Origin of the sequence: Streptomyces sp. NPDC100445, assembly GCF_044759735.1 — a bacterium.
Classification (GTDB): Bacteria; Actinomycetota; Actinomycetes; order Streptomycetales; family Streptomycetaceae; genus Streptomyces.
The window spans coordinates 404324-424425 of record NZ_JBIVZV010000002.1 but is presented as its reverse complement, the minus strand read 5'-3'; the positions used below and the strand labels follow the sequence as shown (position 1 = coordinate 424425).

Annotated in this window: 21 protein-coding genes, 1 other RNA gene and 1 pseudogene; 16 read left to right on the top strand and 7 right to left on the bottom strand. The window is 71.8% G+C overall.

Annotated elements, in window-relative coordinates; genetic code table 11:
* The first annotated feature begins 172 nt into the window (after positions 1 to 172).
* The 6 genes from ACIQVT_RS07280 to ACIQVT_RS07255 all read left to right on the top strand — a co-directional run bounded on the left by ACIQVT_RS07280 (position 173) and on the right by ACIQVT_RS07255 (position 6184).
* Positions 173 to 718, top strand: coding sequence for a DoxX family protein (locus ACIQVT_RS07280; protein WP_403748859.1), 546 nt, complete (start codon positions 173 to 175; stop codon positions 716 to 718).
* 448 nt (positions 719 to 1166) lie between these two features.
* The gene (locus ACIQVT_RS07275; protein WP_403748858.1) at positions 1167 to 1505 is read left to right on the top strand and encodes a MazG-like family protein; all 339 of its coding nucleotides are present in this window, start codon (positions 1167 to 1169) and stop codon (positions 1503 to 1505) included.
* Between the two features lie 210 nt (positions 1506 to 1715).
* A complete protein-coding gene (locus ACIQVT_RS07270) occupies positions 1716 to 2717 on the top strand; it encodes a hypothetical protein (RefSeq protein WP_403748856.1) in 1002 nt (333 codons plus the stop codon).
* A 154-nt stretch (positions 2718 to 2871) separates the two neighbouring features.
* Complete coding sequence (locus ACIQVT_RS07265) at positions 2872 to 3687, top strand: SDR family NAD(P)-dependent oxidoreductase (protein ID WP_403748853.1); 816 nt, start codon at positions 2872 to 2874, stop codon at positions 3685 to 3687.
* Between the two features lie 323 nt (positions 3688 to 4010).
* Entirely contained in the window at positions 4011 to 5141 is a 1131-nt protein-coding gene (locus ACIQVT_RS07260) for an ATP-binding protein (protein ID WP_403749730.1), read from the top strand.
* Positions 5138 to 6184, top strand: a complete 1047-nt coding sequence (locus tag ACIQVT_RS07255; RefSeq protein WP_403748849.1) for a ParA family protein — start codon at positions 5138 to 5140, stop codon at positions 6182 to 6184. The genes ACIQVT_RS07260 and ACIQVT_RS07255 overlap by 4 nt, the downstream gene beginning before the upstream one ends.
* Positions 6185 to 6375: 191 nt before the next feature.
* Here ACIQVT_RS07255 and ACIQVT_RS07250 read toward each other — a convergent pair whose 3' ends face one another.
* Positions 6376 to 6729: a hypothetical protein gene (locus tag ACIQVT_RS07250; protein ID WP_265861963.1), complete on the bottom strand. Its 354-nt coding sequence runs from the start codon at positions 6727 to 6729 to the stop codon at positions 6376 to 6378.
* Between the two features lie 16 nt (positions 6730 to 6745).
* Positions 6746 to 8002 carry a multiprotein-bridging factor 1 family protein gene (locus ACIQVT_RS07245; RefSeq protein WP_403748846.1) on the bottom strand — a complete coding sequence of 419 codons (1257 nt, stop codon included), beginning with the start codon at positions 8000 to 8002 and terminating at the stop codon, positions 6746 to 6748.
* 347 nt (positions 8003 to 8349) lie between these two features.
* On the opposite strand from ACIQVT_RS07245, the gene ACIQVT_RS07240 reads away from it, so the two are divergent.
* The 6 genes and pseudogenes from ACIQVT_RS07240 to ACIQVT_RS07215 all read left to right on the top strand — a co-directional run bounded on the left by ACIQVT_RS07240 (position 8350) and on the right by ACIQVT_RS07215 (position 12122).
* The gene (locus ACIQVT_RS07240; protein ID WP_403748844.1) at positions 8350 to 8556 is read left to right on the top strand and encodes a hypothetical protein; all 207 of its coding nucleotides are present in this window, start codon (positions 8350 to 8352) and stop codon (positions 8554 to 8556) included.
* Positions 8557 to 8635: 79 nt separating this feature from the next.
* Positions 8636 to 8896: a putative ATP-grasp-modified RiPP gene (tgmA, locus tag ACIQVT_RS07235; RefSeq protein WP_403748841.1), complete on the top strand. Its 261-nt coding sequence runs from the start codon at positions 8636 to 8638 to the stop codon at positions 8894 to 8896.
* Between the two features lie 5 nt (positions 8897 to 8901).
* Complete coding sequence (gene tgmB / locus ACIQVT_RS07230) at positions 8902 to 9861, top strand: ATP-grasp ribosomal peptide maturase (protein WP_403748838.1); 960 nt, start codon at positions 8902 to 8904, stop codon at positions 9859 to 9861.
* Positions 9858 to 11020 (top strand): annotated as a pseudogene (tgmC, locus tag ACIQVT_RS07225) (ATP-grasp peptide maturase system methyltransferase). The gene tgmB and the pseudogene tgmC overlap by 4 nt, the downstream one beginning before the upstream one ends.
* A gap of 17 nt (positions 11021 to 11037) precedes the next feature.
* Complete coding sequence (locus ACIQVT_RS07220; RefSeq protein ID WP_403748836.1) at positions 11038 to 11334, top strand: DUF6087 family protein; 297 nt, start codon at positions 11038 to 11040, stop codon at positions 11332 to 11334.
* Positions 11335 to 11687: 353 nt separating this feature from the next.
* The gene (locus ACIQVT_RS07215; RefSeq protein WP_403748834.1) at positions 11688 to 12122 is read left to right on the top strand and encodes a hypothetical protein; all 435 of its coding nucleotides are present in this window, start codon (positions 11688 to 11690) and stop codon (positions 12120 to 12122) included.
* Between the two features lie 193 nt (positions 12123 to 12315).
* On the opposite strand, the gene rnpB is transcribed toward ACIQVT_RS07215, so the two are convergent.
* Positions 12316 to 12719, bottom strand: an RNA gene (gene rnpB / locus ACIQVT_RS07210) — RNase P RNA component class A.
* Positions 12720 to 12883: 164 nt separating this feature from the next.
* Between rnpB and yaaA the strand changes: the two genes are divergently transcribed.
* Both yaaA and eda read left to right on the top strand, forming a co-directional pair.
* Positions 12884 to 13669: a peroxide stress protein YaaA gene (yaaA, locus tag ACIQVT_RS07205; RefSeq protein WP_403748832.1), complete on the top strand. Its 786-nt coding sequence runs from the start codon at positions 12884 to 12886 to the stop codon at positions 13667 to 13669.
* Positions 13670 to 13734: 65 nt separating this feature from the next.
* On the top strand, positions 13735 to 14403 hold the full coding sequence (eda, locus tag ACIQVT_RS07200) for a bifunctional 4-hydroxy-2-oxoglutarate aldolase/2-dehydro-3-deoxy-phosphogluconate aldolase (RefSeq protein WP_403748829.1): 669 nt from the start codon (positions 13735 to 13737) through the stop codon (positions 14401 to 14403).
* On the opposite strand, the gene ACIQVT_RS07195 is transcribed toward eda, so the two are convergent.
* The 3 genes from ACIQVT_RS07195 to ACIQVT_RS07185 are packed head-to-tail and all read right to left on the bottom strand — an operon-like array spanning position 14393 to position 17366.
* Positions 14393 to 15745: a bifunctional RNase H/acid phosphatase gene (locus tag ACIQVT_RS07195; RefSeq protein ID WP_403748827.1), complete on the bottom strand. Its 1353-nt coding sequence runs from the start codon at positions 15743 to 15745 to the stop codon at positions 14393 to 14395. The two genes, eda and ACIQVT_RS07195, sit on opposite strands and share 11 nt — an antisense overlap.
* 15 nt (positions 15746 to 15760) lie before the next feature.
* Positions 15761 to 16504, bottom strand: a complete 744-nt coding sequence (locus ACIQVT_RS07190) for a zinc ribbon domain-containing protein (RefSeq protein ID WP_403749728.1) — start codon at positions 16502 to 16504, stop codon at positions 15761 to 15763.
* Between the two features lie 13 nt (positions 16505 to 16517).
* Positions 16518 to 17366, bottom strand: coding sequence for a Nif3-like dinuclear metal center hexameric protein (locus ACIQVT_RS07185; protein ID WP_403748824.1), 849 nt, complete (start codon positions 17364 to 17366; stop codon positions 16518 to 16520).
* Between the two features lie 187 nt (positions 17367 to 17553).
* On the opposite strand from ACIQVT_RS07185, the gene ACIQVT_RS07180 reads away from it, so the two are divergent.
* Both ACIQVT_RS07180 and ACIQVT_RS07175 read left to right on the top strand, forming a co-directional pair.
* Positions 17554 to 18789 (top strand): hypothetical protein, encoded by a 1236-nt coding sequence (locus tag ACIQVT_RS07180; RefSeq protein ID WP_403748821.1) that lies wholly within the window; start codon positions 17554 to 17556, stop codon positions 18787 to 18789.
* A gap of 97 nt (positions 18790 to 18886) precedes the next feature.
* Positions 18887 to 19054 carry a hypothetical protein gene (locus ACIQVT_RS07175; RefSeq protein WP_403748819.1) on the top strand — a complete coding sequence of 56 codons (168 nt, stop codon included), beginning with the start codon at positions 18887 to 18889 and terminating at the stop codon, positions 19052 to 19054.
* Between the two features lie 34 nt (positions 19055 to 19088).
* Here the strand turns inward: ACIQVT_RS07175 and ACIQVT_RS07170 are convergent, their stop codons facing one another.
* Positions 19089 to 20012 carry a MaoC/PaaZ C-terminal domain-containing protein gene (locus ACIQVT_RS07170; RefSeq protein WP_403748816.1) on the bottom strand — a complete coding sequence of 308 codons (924 nt, stop codon included), beginning with the start codon at positions 20010 to 20012 and terminating at the stop codon, positions 19089 to 19091.
* Between the last annotated feature and the right edge of the window lie 90 nt (positions 20013 to 20102).

The window sequence follows — 20102 nt, the reverse complement described above, 5'->3', positions numbered from 1 at the left end:
ACCGGGCCCGCCACCCGAACGGCAGCCCAGCGGGGGCCGGACGGCGCCGGGGGTGCCAGGCTGCGAGGGGGCGGGAATCCGTCCAGGCTGCGAGACGGGAGCGTCCGGCCGCCGGTCCGCCTCCGCCGTCCGCGGCCGCCCTCCGCATCCGCCCGTCTGCATGGGAGTCACCGTGAGCTGTTACGACCGACGTGATCTGGGCCTGCTGCTCCTCCGGCTGGGCACCGGCGGGGTGCTGGCCGCGCACGGCGCGCAGAAGCTGTTCGGCTGGTTCGGCGGCCACGGCCTGGAAGGCACCGGCCAGTTCATGGAGTCCGTCGGCTACTCGCCCGGCAAGGCCAGCGCCACCGCGTCGGGCCTCGCGGAGGCGGGCGGCGGCCTGCTGCTGGCGCTCGGCCTCGCCACCCCGGCGGCGGGAGCGGCGACGGCCGGGGCGATGACGGGAGCGGCGGCCGTCCACGTACCCAACGGCTTCTTCGCCCAGGAGGGCGGTTACGAGTACGCGGTGAGCCTGGGCCTGGTCGGGGCCGGCCTCGCCGTCACCGGACCGGGCCGCCTCTCCCTCGACCACGCCCTGGGACACGCCCTCGACCGCGACTGGATGGTGCCGGCCGCGCTCGGCGTGACGGCGGCGGTGACGGCCGTGGTGGTCGGCGCCCGCAACCGCCGGGTCCGCGCCCAGGCGACGGACGAGCAGGACCCTTTGTTCGAGGAGTGAGCCGTCGCTGTTCGGGCAGGGGACGGGCAGCCGTCGCCCGGGGAGCGGGGCGCCACCGTTCGCGCGGCGGGCTGCCGTTCGCGGACCGGGACCACCGATCCGAGGAACGGGCACCGCCATTCGGCGAAGTGCGACCGCCGATACGCGGAGCGGAGCCGCTGCTCCGGGGAACGGGTGTGCCGCCACTCGCGAAGTGGGCCTCGCCGATCCGAGGAGCGGCAACCGCCATTCGCGGGACGGGGCCGGCTGCTCCGGGGAGCCGAGGCCGGCGTTCGCGGGGCGGGGCGGGCGCCGCCGCTCGCGGAACGGGACCGCCGCTCCGGGCAGCGGGCGCCGCCGTCCACGGAGCGGGTGTCGTCGTCCACGGAGCGGGTGTCGTCGTTCCCCGGAGTGGGGGTCGTCGGGGAAACCGCCCGGTGGCGCTCGTGGGCGTGGCAGGCTGCGGGGTATGAGCGAGGAGAACTCCGCCGCTGGCATCTGGCCCGCCGTGGACGCCCTGTGGGCCCGCCTGGAGGCGCCCCGCGCCCACCCCGGCCAGGACGGCGTCCTGCTGCGCGTCCTCAAACTGTCCGAGGAGGTCGGCGAGGTGGCCGAGGCGGTCATCGGCGTGACCGGACAGAACCCGCGCAAGGGCGTCACCCACACCTGGGAGGACGTCCAGGCGGAACTGTGCGACGTGGCGATCACGGCGCTGGTGGCCCTGCGCACGCTGACCCCGGACGCCCGGCAGGTCTTCGAACACCACCTCCGCGAGGTCGGGGCCCGCCCGTACGACCGCCCCGCCTGACGCCTCGTACGCGCGCGAGATCCGGCCGCCCCTCCCCTCTCCCGACTTCGCGGGACGCGCGGGGCAACCTTCCGCACCGGTGGTGAGTCTTGTGAGCGACCACGTCGTGGTCGGACTCACGAGGAGACCATCATCAGCGCCATACGCAAGACCCTCACCGCCACCGCCGTCGTCGGTGCCGTGCTCGCGGGCTCCGCCGCCTGCGGAACGGTGGAGCAGCTCTCCGCCGGCAAGAAGCTCGACCGGGCCTTCGACAAGCTCGGCAAGAAGCACACGCTCTCCTTCGAGCTCGACCTGGACACCGACGCCGCGTCCCTGAAGGCGCTGGACGCCAAGTCCGACCCGGCGCCCGGCGACGAGATGCCGGACGAGGCCGCGAAGCTGCTCAGCGACGCGAAGATCGCCGTCACCGTGGAGTCGAAGAAGCCGCTCGACGAGTCCGGCGACAAGGACCTCGTCGGCATGGCCATGAAGATCAGCAGCCCGGCCGGCGCACTCGCCGAGTACCGGCTGATCGGTGACTACGCCTACCTCCGGGCCGACTTCAAGAAGATCGGCAAGCTGACGGGCACCCCGGTGCCCGGCGCCGAGGAGCTGCCCCCGCAGGCCGGCGCCCTGAAGAACGTCCTGGCCGGCAAGTGGGTGAAGTTCGACGCCAAGGAGACGCGGAAGGCCGCCGCCGGGGGCCAGGGCTCCCACGGCAGCCCCGCGCCCGCTCCGTCGCTCGACGCCGCGACGCAGAAGAAGCTCGGGGCGGCCGTCCGCCAGGTCGTCGCCCGCGACGTACACCTGAAGACGGTCGACGGCGAGGACGGCACCGAACACGTCACCGCCACCGCCCCCTTCCGCAAACTGGTCAGCGAGCTGCTCGGCAAGGTCCGCCCGCTGCTGGCGAAGGACCTGCCGCAGGGCATGGAACTGCCCACGGCGAAGGACCTCAAGGACGCCCCGAACGCCAAGGTGACGGCGGACTTCACGCTCAAGAACGGCGACCTGACCGAGGTGGACGTGGACCTCGCCAAGCTGGCCGAGACCGCCAAGGTCAAGAAGCTGGGCCTGCGGGTGCGGCTGGGCGAGGGCACCAGGCCCACCGTCCCGGCCGGCGCCGCGAAGCTGGACATGAAGGACCTGATGCAGGGCTTCTTCGGCGGCGCGCCGACGGGCGACTCCAGCTTCGCCGAGAGCGACCTCTCCGGCCTCGACGCGTCCTGACCCACCCCGCGTACGCGCGGAGCGGGGGCGGCCCCCGGCCCCCGCACGGTCGACGACCGTGCGGGCCCCGGCCCCTGGCCGGAAGTCACCGTCGCCGGCGCCACCGGTCCTAGCATCGGGGGTCAGGTGATCTCGGTGAAGGGGTTCGACTGCCTTGACGGACGAGCGGGTTGTCATCGTGACCGGCGGAGGCACGGGTATCGGCGAGGCCACGGCCCGGCTGCTCCGCGCGGGAGGCCACCACGTGGTCGTCTCGGGCCGCCGGCCGGAACCCCTGCGGCGCCTCGCCCGGGAGACCGGCGCGCTGGCGCACCCCTCCGACGTCGGTGACCCCGACGCCGCCGAGGGGCTGGTCCGGGCGGCCCTGGCCGAGTACGGGCGGATCGACGGAGTGGTCCTGAACGCCGGGATCGGCCGCGGCGGGGCGGTGGGCGACCTGACGCTGAAGGACTGGGACGACGTGATGCGCACCAACGTCACCGGCCCGCTCCTGCTGCTGCGCGCGGCCGTCCCGCACCTGCTGGCGTCCAGGGGAGCGGTCGTCGCCGTCGCCTCGGTCTCCGCGCTGCGCAACGGCACCGGCAACGCCCCGTACGCCACCTCCAAGGCGGCCCTGCTCCAGCTCTGCCGTTCCGTGGCCGTCGACTACGGGCGCCGCGGGGTGCGCGCCAACACCGTGTGCCCCGGCTGGGTGCGGACCGAGATGGCCGACCGGCGCATGGCGCGCTTCGCCGAGGAGGCCGGTCCGGGCGACGGAGGCACGGCGGCCGCCTACGAGGAGGCGACCAGACTCCTGCCCGCGGGACGACCGGGCGAGCCCCGCGAGGTCGCGGAGGCGATCGCCTGGCTGCTCTCCCCCGCGGCGTCCTACGTCAACGGCGCGGTCCTCACCGTCGACGGCGGGGCCACGGCCCTCGACCCGGGCACCCTGGCCTTCGACTTCCACATCACCCCCCGCACCACCGACTGACCACCTGCCGCACTCAGCCGCGCCTCGAGGATGCCGGTCATGGGCTCCGGGTACCGCCGCACGCGGCCGGTCCGGCCGTCCGTGACCGTCTCAGCAGGCTGTCCACGGGCCGGAGTTCCGCGGTCCGGCGGCTCCCACCGACACCGTTCGCCGGTGGGGCCCCGGCCCGGGTGAGCCGCCAGGTGCACGGCGCCCTCTCCGGTGGGGCGGACGGACCGGCATGGCCTGCGCCGGGTCCAGCGCGTCGTTGTCAGTGCCGCAGGCGAGAATGAGCGCATGACGACCGACCTCGCTGAACTGCTCGGCACCAGGAGACCTCGGCCCTGGAATTCAAGCGCAGCGCCAAGCGTCCCGAGGCCGTCCGCCGGGCCATCTGCGCACTGGCCAATGATCTCGGGGAGCACGGTGGCGGTGACCTGCTGATCGGTGTCGCGGACAACGGTGAGCCCGTGGAAGATGTCGACACGAGCGACCGTGCCCTGCTGGCGCTCACCGATATGCGCGAGGACGGGCTGCTTCTCGACCGACCGTCCATGACCGTTACCGTCGTCCCCTTCAAGGGGAAACCGGTGATCCGGATCAGGGTCGAAGCGTCCGCTGCCCCTCCTGTCCGCTTCGACGGTGTGGTCTGGGTCCGGCCAGGGCCTACGACGCGTCGGGCCACACGGGACGACGAGCGGGTGCTGACCGAGCGCCGCAGGGCGGCCGACGGGCCGTACGACAGCCGCCCGGTGACCGGGGCGAGCGTCGATGAGCTGGACCTCGGCCTGTTCCGCACGACCTATCTGCCGACGGCGGTCGATCCCGAAGTGCTGGAGGAGAACGGCCGTCCGGAGGCCCAGCAACTCGCCTCACTGCGTTTCGCGACGCTGGACGGCACGGCCACGGCGGTCGGACTGCTGGTCACCGGCTACGACCCGAGCGCCTTCATCCCCGGCGCCTACGTCCAGTTCGTTCGTTACCAGGGCGATGACCTGGACGCGGCCATCGCGGACGAGCAGGAGCTGCGGTACAACGTCGTGGCAACCGCCGAGCGGCTGGAGGCGGTTCTTCGGGGCCACCTCCATACCCGGGTGGTCCAGTCCTCCGGCTTCAAGGAGGAGGCACGCCCCGACTACCCCCTGGCGGCCCTGCGCGAACTCTGCATGAACGCGATCATGCACCGCAATTACGAGACGTCCTACGCGCCGGTCAGGATCGCGTGGTTCGACGACCGGATCGAGGTGACCAATCCCGGCGGACCGTACGGCCAGGTCCGCAGTGACAACTTCGACCGTGTCAACGACTACCGCAATCCGTCCCTCGCCGCGGCGATGAAGTCGCTCGGCTATGTCAATCGCTTCGGGCGGGGCATCGGACGGGTGCGTGCGTCCCTCGACCGCAACGGCAACCCGCCGGCCGAGTTCCTCGTGGACGATGCTTCATGGTCCGTGACCGTAAGGAGAGCGCAGTGATCTCTGTCGCCCTGTTCAACAACAAGGGGGGCGTCGGCAAGACGACACTCGCCTATCACCTGGCTCACATGTTGCAGCGCCAGGGGAAGCGCGTCCTGGCTGTGGACCTCGATCCCCAGTCGAATCTCACGGCCGCGATCCTGGACGAGGAGGAGCTGGAGGAGATCTGGGACAACGACTCGGAGCTGTTCGCCCAGGCCGACTACCCCGAGCAGCGCAAACTCTTCACCCGGACCGAGGGACAGCGCACCGTCGCGGACGCGGTGCGTCCCATTCTGGAGGGGACCGGTGACATCGCCCCGGTCAGCCCGGTGACGGTCACTTCGGGCCTGTGGCTTCTGCCGGGCAACCTGGAACTCAGCAAGTTCGAGGACAAACTGTCCGCGGCCTGGCTCAACGGCTACGGGGGTGACCCAGCCGCCATCCGTACCACCACCGCCTTCCACCGCATCATCGAACAGGCGGCCCGCGAGGTCGACGCGGAGCTGGTCCTCATCGACGTGGGCCCGAACCTCGGCGCCATCAACCGGGCGGCGCTGATCGCCGCGGACACGGTCCTCATGCCGATGGCCGCCGACCTGTTCTCGCTGAAGGGACTCCTCAACCTGGGTCCCACGCTGCGCGACTGGCGGAACCAGTGGCGGCAGCTCGTGCTGCCGAAGATCCCCTCCTCCATCTCCGCTCCCCCGGCGATCATGCGCCCACTCGGCTACGTGATCATGCAGCCGGAGATGCGTCTCGACCGGCCCGTGCGGGCGTACGAGCGCTGGCTCGCCAGAATCCCCTGGGTCTACGGCACCGCGGTTCTGGGGCATACGGACTGGCCCACCGACGACCGTTCCTACGAGATCGCCACACTGCGGAACTACCGCAGCCTGATGCCACTGGCACACGACGCCCGTAAGCCGATGTTCGATCTCCGGGCAGCGGACGGCGCGCTGGGCAGCACCCAGAAGTACGTCCAGACGTGCTACCAGGAGTTCAAGGCGCTCGCTGAAGCGATCACGGAGCGACTTGAGGCGTCCGCGGAGATCACGGCCTAGCACCGGCTGCCTGAGGCAGGCGCGGCCACGAGTGGGGACAGACGAGTCGGGCTGTACGCCGGGGACTGTCAGCGCAACGCTATGACCTGCATAAACGTGCAGGGATGGTGCTTCCGTGGCTACTTTGATGGCTACGCAACAAGACGTCCCCGCCCGGATCGGCCCGGACGGAGAAGTCGTCGCTCCTGAGATCAGACGGTCCCCTCGATGCGTTCGAAAATGTCCGCGTCCGTCTCCCGCTGCCAGACCGGCAGGTCGGACCAGTCGGCAACATATCCGGGCTTCGGGTCTTCGAAGTGCCTGAACATCTGGGCGGTCCAGCAGATCGCGACGAATCGGCCCTTCTGCTCGCGGGTGAGCCGGGCCGCATGCCCGCCGCTGACCTCGATGAAGTCGCGCACTTGCCCGTACACGGCGGTGGCGGCTTCGCGCTCCCACTCGGGCGTCTCGTCCCACGGCGTGACGTAGCCAGGCTTGGGCTCGCCGGGATAGTGCTTGTTCACACCGTCGATCCACGCCTCGCGGAAGATCCGGCCGTCATTCATGCGTGTGTCCCTCTCATCATGCGGTGCGCGGAAGCGCCGCGATTCGGTGATCAAGAGTCGAGACTCGGTCTTCGGACAGGAGCGGGGCAAGACGCCCCCGAAGCCCGTCCAGCTTCTTGCCGATGAATCCCGAATTCGACCGGTCGGCCAGTCCGAGCGCTTGCTCCGCGTAGTGCACGACCTGGTCGATGTCCCGTCTGTGCGCCCCGAGCACGGCGAGGTCACTCAGGACAGCAGCGCGGCGACGCAGGGACAGAGGCTGGGCAAGGGCCGTGGTGAGCGCTTCCTCGGCGAGATCAGGGCGGCCCAGTTGGAGGTAGCAGGCCCCTTTCTCCTCTGCCAGGCGGGAGCCGTCGAAGCGGAGCCAGCCGCCGTTGTGGGAGTGAGCGCCGTTGAGGGCGTGCACTTTCTCAGCTTCGTCAAGAGCCCGGTTGCACGCGTCGAGGTCGCCCATGGCCGCGTACGCCTGCGCCTGGACGGCCGCGACCCAGTGACGGGTGGAGAGAGCGCCGTCGCCCCTTCGGGCGATGCGGAAAGCTGCCGAGAGCAGGGGTTGGGCAGCAGGCGCGCGGCGCGCGTACAGCTCGACGTACGCGTGGCGGGTCATGGCACACGCCCACAGGTCGTGGTCGCCACCGGCGTAGGCCGCGTTGGCGGCCAGTGTGTAGCACTGCGCGGCGTCGGTGTACCGGTTGGCGTCGAAGAACAGCTCGCCGACGAGCTGGTAGAGGTCGGCCGTCATCCGACACAATCGGGACCGATCCACAGCAGTACGGGTCTCGGTCAGTCCCTTCGCCATCACACCGAGCTGTGCGCGCACCGCAGGGAAGACGACCTGCTTGGCGTCCGATAGCGCGTAGACCTGCCAGAGGCTGCGATGCAAGGCGTCCCCCGTCTCCAAGAGCGTCGATGCTGCGCGCTCTCGGGCGGCATCACCGGCATCGGGAAGAGCGACCAGCGCACCCGTAACGGCGAGCAGACCCAGGACTTCGCGGCGCTTCATGTCGTCATCATCACCATGGAGGAGGGGTGGAGCAGCGGAGAGCCCGGCTGTCTCGGCCGGCTGTTCGTCGCAGAGAAGGGCTTCCAACTCGGGGAGGGTCACTCCCAACAGCCCTGCGATCTTCGGCCGTTGGTGGGGACGCGGGGTGGCGCGACCATTTTCCCAACGGACCACGGTGGACGCGGCCACCGAGAGCGCTTCTGCGAATTCCTCCTGCGAGTAACCCCGGGCCGCGCGCCGTTCCGCAAAGTGCTTACGCCTCGACGTCATAGGTCTCCCCTCACGAGAACCCTTTCACGCACTCACACCCGCCACGCGCCAACGCCCGGAAAACGCCCGGGTATTGCGCGAGGTTCGCTCTGGGAGAAGGTAACGGATCGTCGTTCACTGGTCACACGCCGCTCGGAAGTCGAAGGACCCTCCGGACGGCTCCCCACGGAGAGGAGCAACCTCGTGACAACCTCCGGACTGCCCCGCAGGGACCCTGGCGCCAGTGGCCGTACGTACACGCCGCCGGAGCCCCGGCCGGGTGCGCCGAGCCGGGCTCTGCGGGTACGGGCGGCCGGCGGTTGGGAGAGGTTCATGCGCCGCCTCGAGGCCCGGCAGGAGCCGGAGGAGTGAACCCGGTCGGTTCCGACGGTTACGAGCACCACCCGCTCCTGGACACGCTTGTCCGTGACATCGCCTCGCGTGGGGAGGGTGTACTCGTCGCCGTCACACACGAGCTCCACAGCCACGGCACGGTCCGCATCGCGCACATCCGGCCCGCGTCCGGAGTCGAGTGGACGACCTCGGCCGACAACATCCAGGCCGCTCGCCCCTGAGCCGCGGCCCGCAGATCGCCGTCCGCGCCCCCTGGCGTAGACGGATTCCCGCACCACACCCTTCAACCCAAGGAGTCTCATGACCACCTCTGCCGCACTCCCCTCCCCCACGCGGCCGTGGGGTGCGGGCCGACTCGCGCCCTACCCGACGGTCGTTCGCCGACCCCACGCCACGGTCGCCATCGACCCCACAACGCAGCTCGGGGTGTTCCGCGACCGCGTCGGGCAGGTGGTCGAGATGGGCAAGCACGGCACCAGCTCCGGCACCGAGACTTCCACGACGACGAACTCGGACTCCCGGAACGACCAAGGTCACGATCAGGACAGCACGCAGGACTGACGACCATGACCGAGGAGAGGCCGGTTCTGGTGGCTACCGAGGCGGACGACATCACCGCTGACATGGTGATCACCGAACTCAACCGGCGCGATGTGCCGGTGGTCCGGTTCAACCCCGTCGACATCGGCGAAAACCTCACGGTATCGGCTCGGTTCGGCACCTGCCCGGCCCCGGTGGTCGGGCAGGTGCGCACTCCGTCGAGAACCGCTGATGTGACCCAGGTCCGATCGGTGTACTGGCGCCGCCCGGAATGGCCCACGTTTCCCCACCTGTCCGCTGATGACTCCCGGTTCGCGGCGGCGCAAGTCCGTTACGGACTCGGTGGCACCCTCTACGCCCTGGCTGGCCCACTCTGGGTCAACCACCCCCTGCGCGTCGCCGCAGCCGACTACAAACCCGCGCAGCTCGTTCTCGCCCAGCAACTCGGCTTCACCATCCCTCCCACCCTCGTCACCAACGACCCGGACGAGGCCCGCGAGTTCGTCCAGGCTCAGAGGCAGGCGATCTTCAAGACGCTGCGATGGACCCCCTGCACGCGGGACAGCGTGCCAGTGACGGGATGGGCTGCCCCCGTCGCCCCCGAGGAGATCGACGACAGCGTTCGGGTCGCACCCCACCTGTTCCAGGCCCGTGTGGACAAGGTCGCCGACGTTCGCGTACTGCTCGTAGGCCGGCATACGTTCGCCGTACGCATCGACTCCGACCTCCTGGACTGGCGCAAGGACTACAGCGCCCTGACCTACACCGTGGAGCATCTACCCGACCGGGTAGACCAAGCACTGCATGCCTACCTGGACCGGCTGGATCTGGTGTCGGGAAGCTTCGACCTCGCGGTCGACCGGGCGGGGGCCTACTGGTGGCTGGAACTGAATCCCAACGGACAGTGGGGGTGGCTGGAGACCGAGACTGGCCTCCCGATGTCCGCTGCCTTCGCCGACCTACTCGCACAAGGGGATCGCCGATGACCGACCCGGCATCCGAGCGACGCCGCATGGCGACCGTTCTCGTGAATGAAGGGGTTCTGAAATCCCCCTGGCTGCGTGATGCCATCGAGTCCGTCCCCCGCGAGCGGTTCCTCCGCCCGGGAGTCTTCCTGGACGAGGGGCGGACCTGGCGGCCCGTCACCGCCACCGATACGAATCCGGACGAGTTACTGAAGATCGCATACAGCGTCGACACCCTCACCACCCAGCTCGACGGCCACCTCACCGCCGACCAGGCCGACGAACCCGTCGTGGGCGTGCCCACGTCCTCCTCGACCGACCCGGCCACCGTCGTCGGCATGATCGAGACCCTGGACCCGCGACGGGCCACCGAGTCCTGGAGATCGGCACAGGCACCGGCTATTGCACAGCCCTGATGTGCCACTGCCTCGGCGAGGACAACGTCGCCACGGTCGAGGTCGACGCACAGGTGGCCGCACGCGCCGATGCCGCTCTCGAAGCCGCTGGCTTCTCGACCTGGACAGTGACGGGCGATGGGCTCCTGGGCCACCCGTTCCGGGCACCGTACGACCGGGTCATCGCCACCTGCGCAGTCCGTCGCATCCCGTACGCGTGGATCAGGCAGACGAGACCCGGAGGCGTTGTCCTCGGCACGGTCGGCTCGTGGTCGTGGGGAACCGGCCTCGCGAAACTGGCCGTCGGCGATGACGGCACCGCCGAGGGCTTGATCGTCGGGCGCTCCTCCTTCATGCAGGCGCGGGCCCAGGCAGTGGCCCCCGTGGCTGGCGATCTCTCCGCCCGGACCGCGTACGCGGACAGTGAGCGGCGCACTCAGGTGTCTCCTCTTGTCCTGGAAGAGTGGATGCCCGCCTTCCTTGCGCAGTTGGCGGCGCCCGGCGCTCAGTTCGTCCGTGGGACGGGCGGGGACGGCTCGCCCTTGCGGTACCTGTTCGATCCGGAGAAGGAGTCGTTCGCCGAGTTCCTCGTCGACGGCGAGAACTGGACCGTCCGCCAGGGCGGCCCGGTGGCCCTGTGGGACGACGTGGAGCGTTCCCTCGTCGCCTGGCAGGACGCCGGGGCGCCGGAGATCGACTCCGTACGGCTCCACGTGACATCCGCATCCCACCGGTACTGGATTGACCAGGCGCCCTCCCTGCGCTGGGAACACCGGATCAGCTGACCCGCTACGCTCCGGACATGGACGACGAACCGCTCTCCCAGTGGGCCGAGCGCCGCGACGCGAGGATCGGGCAGCTCCGCGCCGTACCCCTCGTCACCGGTGACGGCCCGAGAGCATCGCATCTGAACCCCGATGCGCCCCGTGCGATCCAGCGGTGGAACGGCCATCTTTGGGAGCCGCACGGCTTCGCGGCGAACCTCGCGGAGGCACGGCGCATCCTGATTCCCCACACCGAGGCTGCCTCCACCCGTGAGGCAACACCGAAGCTCGGCCCCGGGACCGGCAGACATCGGAAGCCTCCGACTTCCTCATGACTCCCTGGCGTCCCATGTCATGCCTCTGAAACCGACCCCGGCCGGTAGACCACCTGCGGCACACTGGCGCCCGTGAGTAACGACATATCCGATGACCCATGGGCACAGCGGGTGTATTTGACGTGGGTGGCCCGCGATACTCGCTACGCTCTGGCAGCCCTGAACGCCCTGATTGGCTATGCGCAGACCACTCCGGTCCCACCAGCCGCCTGGGTCTGCTTCGAGGACTTCCTTTCGTTCCTCGGAAAGGTCTCCCGGACTCTGTGGCCTGCCACAAAAAGAGCCCGAAAGGGACCGACGAGGGCCTGGAGTGGCGGACGAAGCGAGGTCCGTTTCTACGAAGGATTCTTGAGGTGGAGGACTCGTCCCCGCTGAAGGCCCGCGAGGTCCGTAACGGAAGCGAGCACTTCGACGAGCGCCTTGACGAGTGGATCGTCAGCCTGCCTCGCCCCACCGCTGAGGAGTGGCGGGCGGGCACCAAGCCCGCATTCCCAGCTCCCCCCATGCGCCTCATCAACGTAGAGGCGGGAACGATCCAAGTCGCCGGCGTGGACCTGGATCTGCGTTTCATGGCTGAGGAACTTCAGCGAGTTCTGACCAAGATCGAGGAGCTTGAACCCTCGGTGGCCGTACTTCCCGCTGACATGGCGGCTCTGCCAGCCACCTCGGTCCCTATCCCGATCATCCCGTTCGACGCGCCCGCGCAGGACCCTGGCGGCATTCAAGCCTGGTTTGACGAGCAGAATTCAACCGGCCCCGGGACAGCAACGGGAGATGCCGAGGCGTAGGCACAGAACGCGGAAGGCTCCTCCGCGGCTCGGTCGACGCTCACGCCAAGCCGCCCAGCGAGGCTACTTTCATGGCTGCTTTCGTAGCCGCGAGGTCCAGTTCAAGCCGGTACGGAACGGGGTGAGGCGACGCCCACGATTCCACGACAAAAGGCCTCTGACCGGCGATATTGCAGGTCAGAGGCCTATGGGGCAGACGAGTCGGGCTGTACGCCGGGTTCTGTTCCCCGGTCGCCTCGCGGCGGTCGGGGCGACGGCCATCCATCTAGGACCGGCGTTGCCGCCGGCCTCGTGCGGTCTACCCGCGGACTCGGGCGGGCAGCCCTCGATCGTCCGCGCAGAGCGCTTTTCACGGCGCTCCTCTTGACCTTGCTCCGGGTGGGGTTTACCTAGCTGCCCAGGTCACCCTGGGCACTGGTGGTCTCTTACACCACCGTTTCACCCTTACCGAGGACCGAGGTCCCCGGCGGTCTGTTTTCTGTGGCACTGTCCCGCGGGTCACCCCGGGTGGCCGTTGGCCACCACCCTGCCCTGTGGAGCCCGGACGTTCCTCGGGAAGCCCCCTGAGGGACTCCACGCGGCCGCCCGCCCGGCTCGTCTGCCGTGTCGACCATGGTACCGGGCGCGGGCCGCATCGCCGACCGGCGGCCGTCGCCGGGACCGAGGCGCCCGGTACGGAGGGGCTCGTGCGGTCCACGGCCACCGTCACGCCGGTCAGGCGACGGGTCGTACCCTGGCGCGGAGGTCTACGTGAGGAGTACGTGTTGCTGGTCCTGCTGCCCCCCTCGGAAGGCAAGGCGAGCGCGGGTGAGGGCGCCCCGTTGGAGCTGGAGTCGCTGTCCCTGCCGGGGCTGACCGGCGCGCGGAGGGCAGTGCTCGCCGAACTGGTCGAGCTGTGCGCCGCCGACGAGGAGAAGGCCCGCGGGGTCCTCGGCCTCAGCGAGGGACTGCGGGGCGAGATCGCCAAGAACGCGGGACTGCCCACGGCCGGCGCCCGTCCCGCCGGGGAGATCTACACCGGCGTGCTCTACGACGCCCTCGGCCTGGCCACGCTGGACGCGGCGGCGAAGCGGCGCGCGGCGGACTCGCTGCTGGTCTTCTCGGGGCTGTGGGGTGCCGTGCGGGTGACCGACCGCATCCCGTCCTACCGCTGCTCGATGGGCGTGAAGCTGCCGGGGCTGGGCTCGCTGGCCGCGCACTGGCGGGCGCCGATGGCCGAGGTGCTGCCCGCGGTGACCGCCGACGGTCTGGTGCTCGACCTGCGCTCCGCCGCCTACGCGGCGGCCTGGAAGCCGAAGGGCGAGGTGGCTGGGCGGACGGCGACGGTACGGGTGCTGCACGCGCCCACCCGGAAGGTCGTCAGCCACTTCAACAAGGCGACGAAGGGCCGGATCGTCCGCGCCCTGCTGACCTCGGGGACCGTGCCCGGGGACCCCGCCGAGCTGGTGGCCGCGTTGCGCGAGCTGGGGTACGTCGTGGAGGCGGAGGCGCCCGGGAGGGCGGGCCGGGCCTGGTCGCTCGATGTGCTGGTGGACGACGTCCACTAACGCTTGCGGTTGCAGCATCTGCAACGCTCATTGCGTGTGATGGGGTCGCTCGGCACGATGAGCGCATGACCTCGCCGCTGCCCTCCCTCCCGGCTGCCTCCGTGCTCGACCTGGCGCCCGTCGTGCCCGTCGTGGTGCTCACCGACGCCGCCGACGCCGTACCGCTGGCGCGGGCGCTGGTGGCGGGCGGGCTGCCCGCGATCGAGGTGACCCTGCGGACACCGGCCGCACCGGCCGCGATCCGGGCCATCACCGACGAGGTGCCCGGCGCCGTGGTCGGGGCGGGCACCGTGCTCACCCCGGAACAGGTCGCGGTGTGCACGGCGGCCGGGGCGCGGTTCCTGGTCAGCCCGGGCTGGACGGAGGCATTGCTGGGGGCGATGCGCGGGTCCGGGGTGCCGTTCCTTCCCGGGGTGTCGACCACCTCGGAGGTCGTCGCGCTGCTGGAGCGCGGGGTGCGGGAGATGAAGTTCTTCCCGGCCCAGGCCGCGGGCGGAACGGCGTATCTGCGCTCGCTCGCCGGGCCGTTGCCACAGGCGCGGTTCTGCCCGACCGGCGGCATCGGCCCGCGGAACGCCCCGGAGTACCTCGCCCTGCCGAACGTCGGCTGTGTCGGCGGCAGTTGGATGGTCCCGGCGGACGCGGTGGCCGCCGGGGACTGGAGGCGGATCGAGGAACTGGCGGGGGCCGCGGCCCGGTTGGGCGCCACAGCCGCAGGCGCGCTCAGGCCCTGAGGTGCGAGGTGTCGTTGAAGAGCCGGACGCTCGCGTTGCCGTCCGCGTAGTACGCCACCGCCGACAGTGACGCGGCCGACAGTTCCATGCGGAACAGGGACTCGGCCGGGGCACCCAGGGCGAGACGGATCAGGGTCTTGATCGGGGTGACGTGCGTGACCAGCAGCACGGTACGACCCGCGTGGGCGGCGACCAGCCTGTCCCGGGCGGCGGCGATCCGCACGGCCGTGTCGGCGAAGCTCTCGCCGCCGCCGGTGGGGTGGGCCTCCGGGTCGGCAAGCCAGGCGTTCAGGTCGTCGGGGTAGCGGTCCCGCACCTCGCCGAAGGTCAGGCCCTCCCACGCGCCGAAGTCCGTCTCCCGCAGGCCGTCCTCGACCGTGACGTCCAGGCCCAGGCGGGCGGCGACCACGGCGGCGGTCTCCCGGGTACGGGCCAGGGGGGAGGCGACGACGGCCTGGACCGTGCCGCGCCTCGCCAGCGCCTCCGCGACCCGCCGGGCCTGCTCACGGCCGGCACCGGAGAGGGAGGGGTCCGTGCCACCGCTGCCGGAGAAGCGCTTCTGCGGGGTCAGCGGGGTCTCGCCGTGCCGGAGCAGCACGAAGGTGGCGGGAGCCCCGAGGTCGGGCGCGGCACTCCAGCCGGGGGCGGACGTGCGGTGCTCGGCGTCCGCGCGCCGTCCGGCGCCCCCCGCAGCTGCCGGGCCGGGGAACGACGCGGGGACGGCCAGCGCGGCGTCAGCGGCGGAAGACGCCGGGTCGGCAGCGGGCATCACGTCCCCCGGGGCCACTGGAGCCGCCAAGGTCTCCGCAGCCGCCGGGACGGTCGCCGCGTCGCCGGTCGCCGCGTCGCCGGTCGCCGCGTCCTCGGTCGTCGCGTCGTCGGTCGAGGTGTCCGACGCGGACGGGGACCGGTCGGGCGCGGACCACTGTTCGCCCCTCGCCCCCGCGTCCATCGCCTCGTTGGCCAGGCGGTCCGCGTGCTTGTTCCGCTCGCGGGGGATCCACTCGTACGTGACCCGGTCCGGCGGGAAGACGGACCGGGCCTCGGCCGCCAGCGGCTTCATCGCGGGGTGTTTGATCTTCCAGCGGCCCGACATCTGCTCCACCACCAGCTTGGAGTCCATGCGGACGTGGACCGGCGCGGACGGGTCGAGGGCGTGGGCGGCGCGGAGCCCGGCCAGCAGGCCGCGGTACTCGGCGACGTTGTTGGTGGCGACGCCGATGTACTCGGCCACCTCGGCGAGGGTCTCCCCCGTCGCCGCGTCGCACACCACGGCGCCGTACCCCGCGGGCCCCGGGTTGCCCCGTGACCCGCCGTCGGCCTCGACGACGAACTCCCGCACCGTCCGGCCCCTCGCCTAGAGACCCGACTCGGGCGTGCGCACCAGGATGCGGCGGCAGTTCTCGCAGCGCACCACCGTGTCCGGCGCCGCCGAGCGGATCTCGCTCAGCTCGGTGATCGCCAGTTCCTGCCGGCAGCCCTGGCAGGTGCGGGCGTACAGCTTGGCCGCGCCGATGCCGCCCTGCTGCGCGCGCAGCTTGTCGTACAGCTTGAGCAGGTCCGCGGGGACGGAGGCGGCCACGACCTCGCGCTCCTTGGTGACGGAGGCGACCTCGGCGTCGATCTGCTCGAAGGCCGCGTCCCGGCGGCCGGTGGCGTCGTCGATCTTCGACTGGACGGACGCGACCCGCCCGGTCAGCTCGGTGACCCGCTCCTGCGCGGACTCGCGGCGCTCCATGACCTCGAGGACGACGTCCTCCAGGTCGCCCTGCCGCTTGGCGAGGGAGGTGATCTCGTGCTGGAGGTTGGAGAGGTCCTTCGGCGAGGTGACCGCGCCGGAGTCCAGGCGCTGCTGGTCGCGGGTGGCGCGCCGGCGCACCTGGTCCACGTCCTGCTCGGCCTTGGTCTGCTCGCGGGCGCAGTCGCTCTCCTCGGTCTGCGCGGCCACGAGCAGGTCGCGCAGCTGGGTGAGGTCCCGGGTCAGCGAATCGATCTCGGCGTGCTCGGGCAGGGACTTCCGCTTGTGCGCGAGCTGCTGGAGACGGACGTCGAGGTCCTGGACGTCGAGGAGTCGGATCTGGTCGGCGGGCGCGGCGTTCAGTTGGGGGCTCCTGTTAGCTAGAGGGGGTGGTGGACGCCGCGTGGGCGGTCCAGGGGTCGGTGACCGTCCTGGAGACGTGGACGCGCAGGTCCCAGCCGTGGCGGTCGGAGATCTCGTCGAGCTGGGTGGCGGCCAGCTCGCACCAGGGCCACTCGGTGGCCCAGTGCGCCGCGTCGAGCAGCGCGAGGGGGTCGGGGGCGACGGCCGCGGTGAACTCCGCCGCCGGGTGGTGGCGCAGGTCGGCGGTGAGGAAGGCGTCGACGCCGGCCGCGCGGACCTGGTCGAAGAGGCTGTCGCCGGAGCCGCCGCTGACGGCGACCGTACGGACGACGGCCTCCGGGTCGCCGGCCACGCGGATGCCCTGCGCGGTGGCGGGCAGCCGTTCGGCGGCGCGGGCGGCCAGTTCGCGGACGGTCAGCGGGTGGTCGAGTTCGCAGACGCGGCCCAGGCCCCGGCGGCCGTGCGGGTCGGTGGGGTCGGGCACGAGGGGCCGTAGGACGCGGAGGTCCAGCGCGCCGGCGAGGGCGTCGGAGACGCCCGGGTCGGCGGTGTCGGCGTTGGTGTGGGCGACGTGCAGCGCGATGTCGTTCTTGATGAGGGTGTGCACCGCCCGGCCCTTGAAGTGGGTGGCCGCGACCGTGGTCGTGCCGCGCAGGTAGAGCGGGTGGTGGGTGACCAGCAGGTCGGCGCCCAGCCGTACGGCCTCGTCGACAGTCTCCTGGACCGGGTCGACGGCGAACAGGACCCGGGTGACCTCCTGGTCGGGGTCGCCCACGACGGTGCCGACCGCGTCCCAGGACTCGGCCCGCTCGGCGGGCCACAGGTTCTCCAGCGCGGCGATGACTTCAGACAGACGGGGCACGAGGGACAGGCTACCTGGCTGTTCTGCGGGGCCGTACCGCATCCGTCCGGTCCGGTGCCGGTCAGCACAGACGCCGCCGTTCCCTCTGAGGAATCGGTTCTGCCCCACCCGTATGTGTGAAGCGTGGGCCGCCGGTCCCCCGCCCGTGCGTACGAAAACTAGCTTCGTGGCCGGAGGTGACCGAACGATGACGGCCTGTGCGACCGAATCCCCGTCCATGGCGGGGGCCGAGGGTGGGCTGGGGGCGGGGTGCGTGATCACGGCGGACGGCGCGTACGCGGCCCGGCTGGCGCCGGCGGGTGACTCGTGGTTCCCGGAGCGCTGGACCCTGGACGGCCCGGAGCCGTACGCGGTGCCGCTGCCCGGCAACCAGCCGGAGGAGCCCGGCACCGAGGTGCAGCCGCTGGGCGACGGCCGGGTGCTGATCCACCGGCTGGTTGCCGGGCAACGGCACGCCTTCGCGCTGCTGTATCCGGCGGGCACCGGCACCGGTGAGCTGCCACTGGGGACGGTGGAGCACCCCGGGCCCGGCACCGGGCCCGCCGGACTCGCCCTGCTGCCGCCGGCACCGGGGGGCAGCAGGGCGTACGCCCTCGCCGTCGGGGCGCGGTCCAGCGCGGTGTGGCTGGTGGCGGGCGGGGCGTCGGGCCCGGAGCGGCTGGCCGAGGTGCCGGGGCGCTGCTCGGGCGGGGTCTGGCTGGACCGCGCCGGGCGGCTGCTGGCGCTGGACCGGGAACTGAACGGGCGTACCAAGACGGTCGTCGTGGACCTGGAGCAGGCCGGCGCCGTCTCGCCACTGCTCCAGATCACGGAGGACAGCGACGACCGGCTGTTGCTCGCCGACCCCGACAGCGGCCTGCTGCTGATCTCCTCGGACGCCCCCTCCCCGGGGCGGCGACGGCTGGGCTGGGGGGTGCTGGGCAGCACCCTGCCGGTGCGTTTCCCGGCGTGCCTGCGGGTGCCGGAGTGCCGGGTGACGCCGTTCGCGATCCAGCCGGGGCAGGTGCTGACGCCGGAGAGCTGCGGGGTGGGGCTGCGGATCGACGGGTCGTGCGGCACCTGGGTGGGCACCTGGCGGCCGGCCGAACGGCGGGTGCGTCATCTCGCGGCGCCGCACGGGTGGCTGGCGGGGACCGGACTGTGGACACCGGAGGGGGACCTGCGGCTGCCGTACGCCACCCGGGAGACGCCGTGCGGAGTGGCGGAGCTGACGGCGGCATCGAGGGACGGGACGGCGGGCGCGCACACCACCGGAGGGACGGAGGAACCCGGGGCACCCAGGGCGGCCGAGGACGACCGGATCGCGGTTCCCGAGACGCCCCAAGAGGTGCGGACCGAGGTGGAAGCAGCCCCTCCGGAGCCGGTGGCGGCCCGCCCCGTACCGCTCCAACAGGCGCCGCTGGGACGTCTTGTAACGAACTAGTGCCGGTCGGCGTGTGCGCCTGGATCCGCCCCGTGGTGCGCCGGTTAGACTCGCCCGGCTGTACGAAAGATCATTGTTGACGGGGTGAATTCTTCCGATGAGCGACACCAGCAGGACGCGGCAGCTGTCTGCCGACTCTCAGGAGAGCGCCGGCCACGGCCGGCACCGGGGGCCGATCGCGGCCCAGGACAGCGAGTCGACCAGGACTCCGCACGGCCGGCACCGCAAGCAGCCGGTCCAGGAGACGGTCGAGGCGGCTGTCTGACGGCAGGGAACGGCAGGAGACGGAGGGGCGCTCGTCACGACGAGCGCCCCTCCTCGTCGTATCGGCCCGGAACCCGCCGCCCCCGGCCCCGGACGTGCCCGACCGTGCCGGTGAGCACCGTGGCGCCCCGCCCGGCGGCGTCCACGACGACCCGCACCCGGTCCTCCCCGCGCCACATCCGCACGCGCAGGGTGTCCCCGGGGTAGACCACACCGGTGAACCGGGCGCCGTAGCCGCGTACCCGGCCCACGTCACCGCCGAGCAGCGTGTCCACGACGGCCTTGAGGGTGATGCCGTAGGTGCACAGGCCGTGCAGGACCGGCCGGTCGAAGCCGGCGAGCCGGGCGAACTCCGGGTCCGCGTGCAGGGGGTTGAGGTCACCGGAGAGCCGGTACAGGAGGGCCTGGTCGGGGCGGACGGGGCGTTCGACGGTCCGGTCCGGTACTCCGACGGGCGGGTCCGGCCGGGACACGGGTCCGCGGCCGCCGCCCCGGCCGCCCTCGCCCCGCACGAAGACCCGGGCGTCCTCCGTCCACAACGGGCCTTCGGCGTCGGTGACTTCGGTGCGCAGCACGAGGACGGCCGCCTCGCCCCTGTCGTACACGGCGGTGACGCGGCTGGTGGCGGTGGCGGTGCCCGAGGCGGGGACCGGCCGGTGCGTCGTCAGGTCCTGGCCGGCGTGCAGGACCCGGGCCAGGCCGACGTCGACGCCCGGCACGGACAGTGCGCGGATGACGCCGGGCGGGCCACCGCCGGCGACGGTGGCGAAGCTCGGCAGGACGTGCAGCCGGGACTCCAGGGTGTAGCGCAGCTCGTCCGGGTCGGTTGCGGGGTCGGCCTTGCCGGGGTCGGCGCCGGCCCCGATGCCGAGGTGGTAGAGCTGGACGTCCCCGGGCGTCCAGGAGATCTCGCCGGACCGGGGGGCGGCGGCGAGGGCGAGGGCGGCGTCGATGGGCATGCGGCTCCCGTCGGTGGGGTCTGGCACGACGCTACGTCAGCTCCGGGCGCCGGCCGTGGTGTCCGTACCGTCCGGCACGGTGGGTGCGCG

Bases quoted from the DNA above. Each gene is read 5' to 3' on its own strand.
- ACIQVT_RS07180 (WP_403748821.1), top strand. From the start codon at position 17,554: ATGACGGCCTGTGCGACCGAATCCCCGTCCATGGCGGGGGCCGAGGGT.
- tgmB (WP_403748838.1), top strand. From the start codon at position 8,902: ATGACCGAGGAGAGGCCGGTTCTGGTGGCTACCGAGGCGGACGACATC.
- ACIQVT_RS07275 (WP_403748858.1), top strand. From the start codon at position 1,167: ATGAGCGAGGAGAACTCCGCCGCTGGCATCTGGCCCGCCGTGGACGCC.
- tgmA (WP_403748841.1), top strand. From the start codon at position 8,636: ATGACCACCTCTGCCGCACTCCCCTCCCCCACGCGGCCGTGGGGTGCG.
- eda (WP_403748829.1), top strand. From the start codon at position 13,735: ATGACCTCGCCGCTGCCCTCCCTCCCGGCTGCCTCCGTGCTCGACCTG.
- ACIQVT_RS07250 (WP_265861963.1), bottom strand. From the start codon at position 6,729: ATGAATGACGGCCGGATCTTCCGCGAGGCGTGGATCGACGGTGTGAAC.
- ACIQVT_RS07245 (WP_403748846.1), bottom strand. From the start codon at position 8,002: ATGACGTCGAGGCGTAAGCACTTTGCGGAACGGCGCGCGGCCCGGGGT.
- ACIQVT_RS07175 (WP_403748819.1), top strand. From the start codon at position 18,887: ATGAGCGACACCAGCAGGACGCGGCAGCTGTCTGCCGACTCTCAGGAG.
- ACIQVT_RS07220 (WP_403748836.1), top strand. From the start codon at position 11,038: ATGGACGACGAACCGCTCTCCCAGTGGGCCGAGCGCCGCGACGCGAGG.
- ACIQVT_RS07170 (WP_403748816.1), bottom strand. From the start codon at position 20,012: ATGCCCATCGACGCCGCCCTCGCCCTCGCCGCCGCCCCCCGGTCCGGC.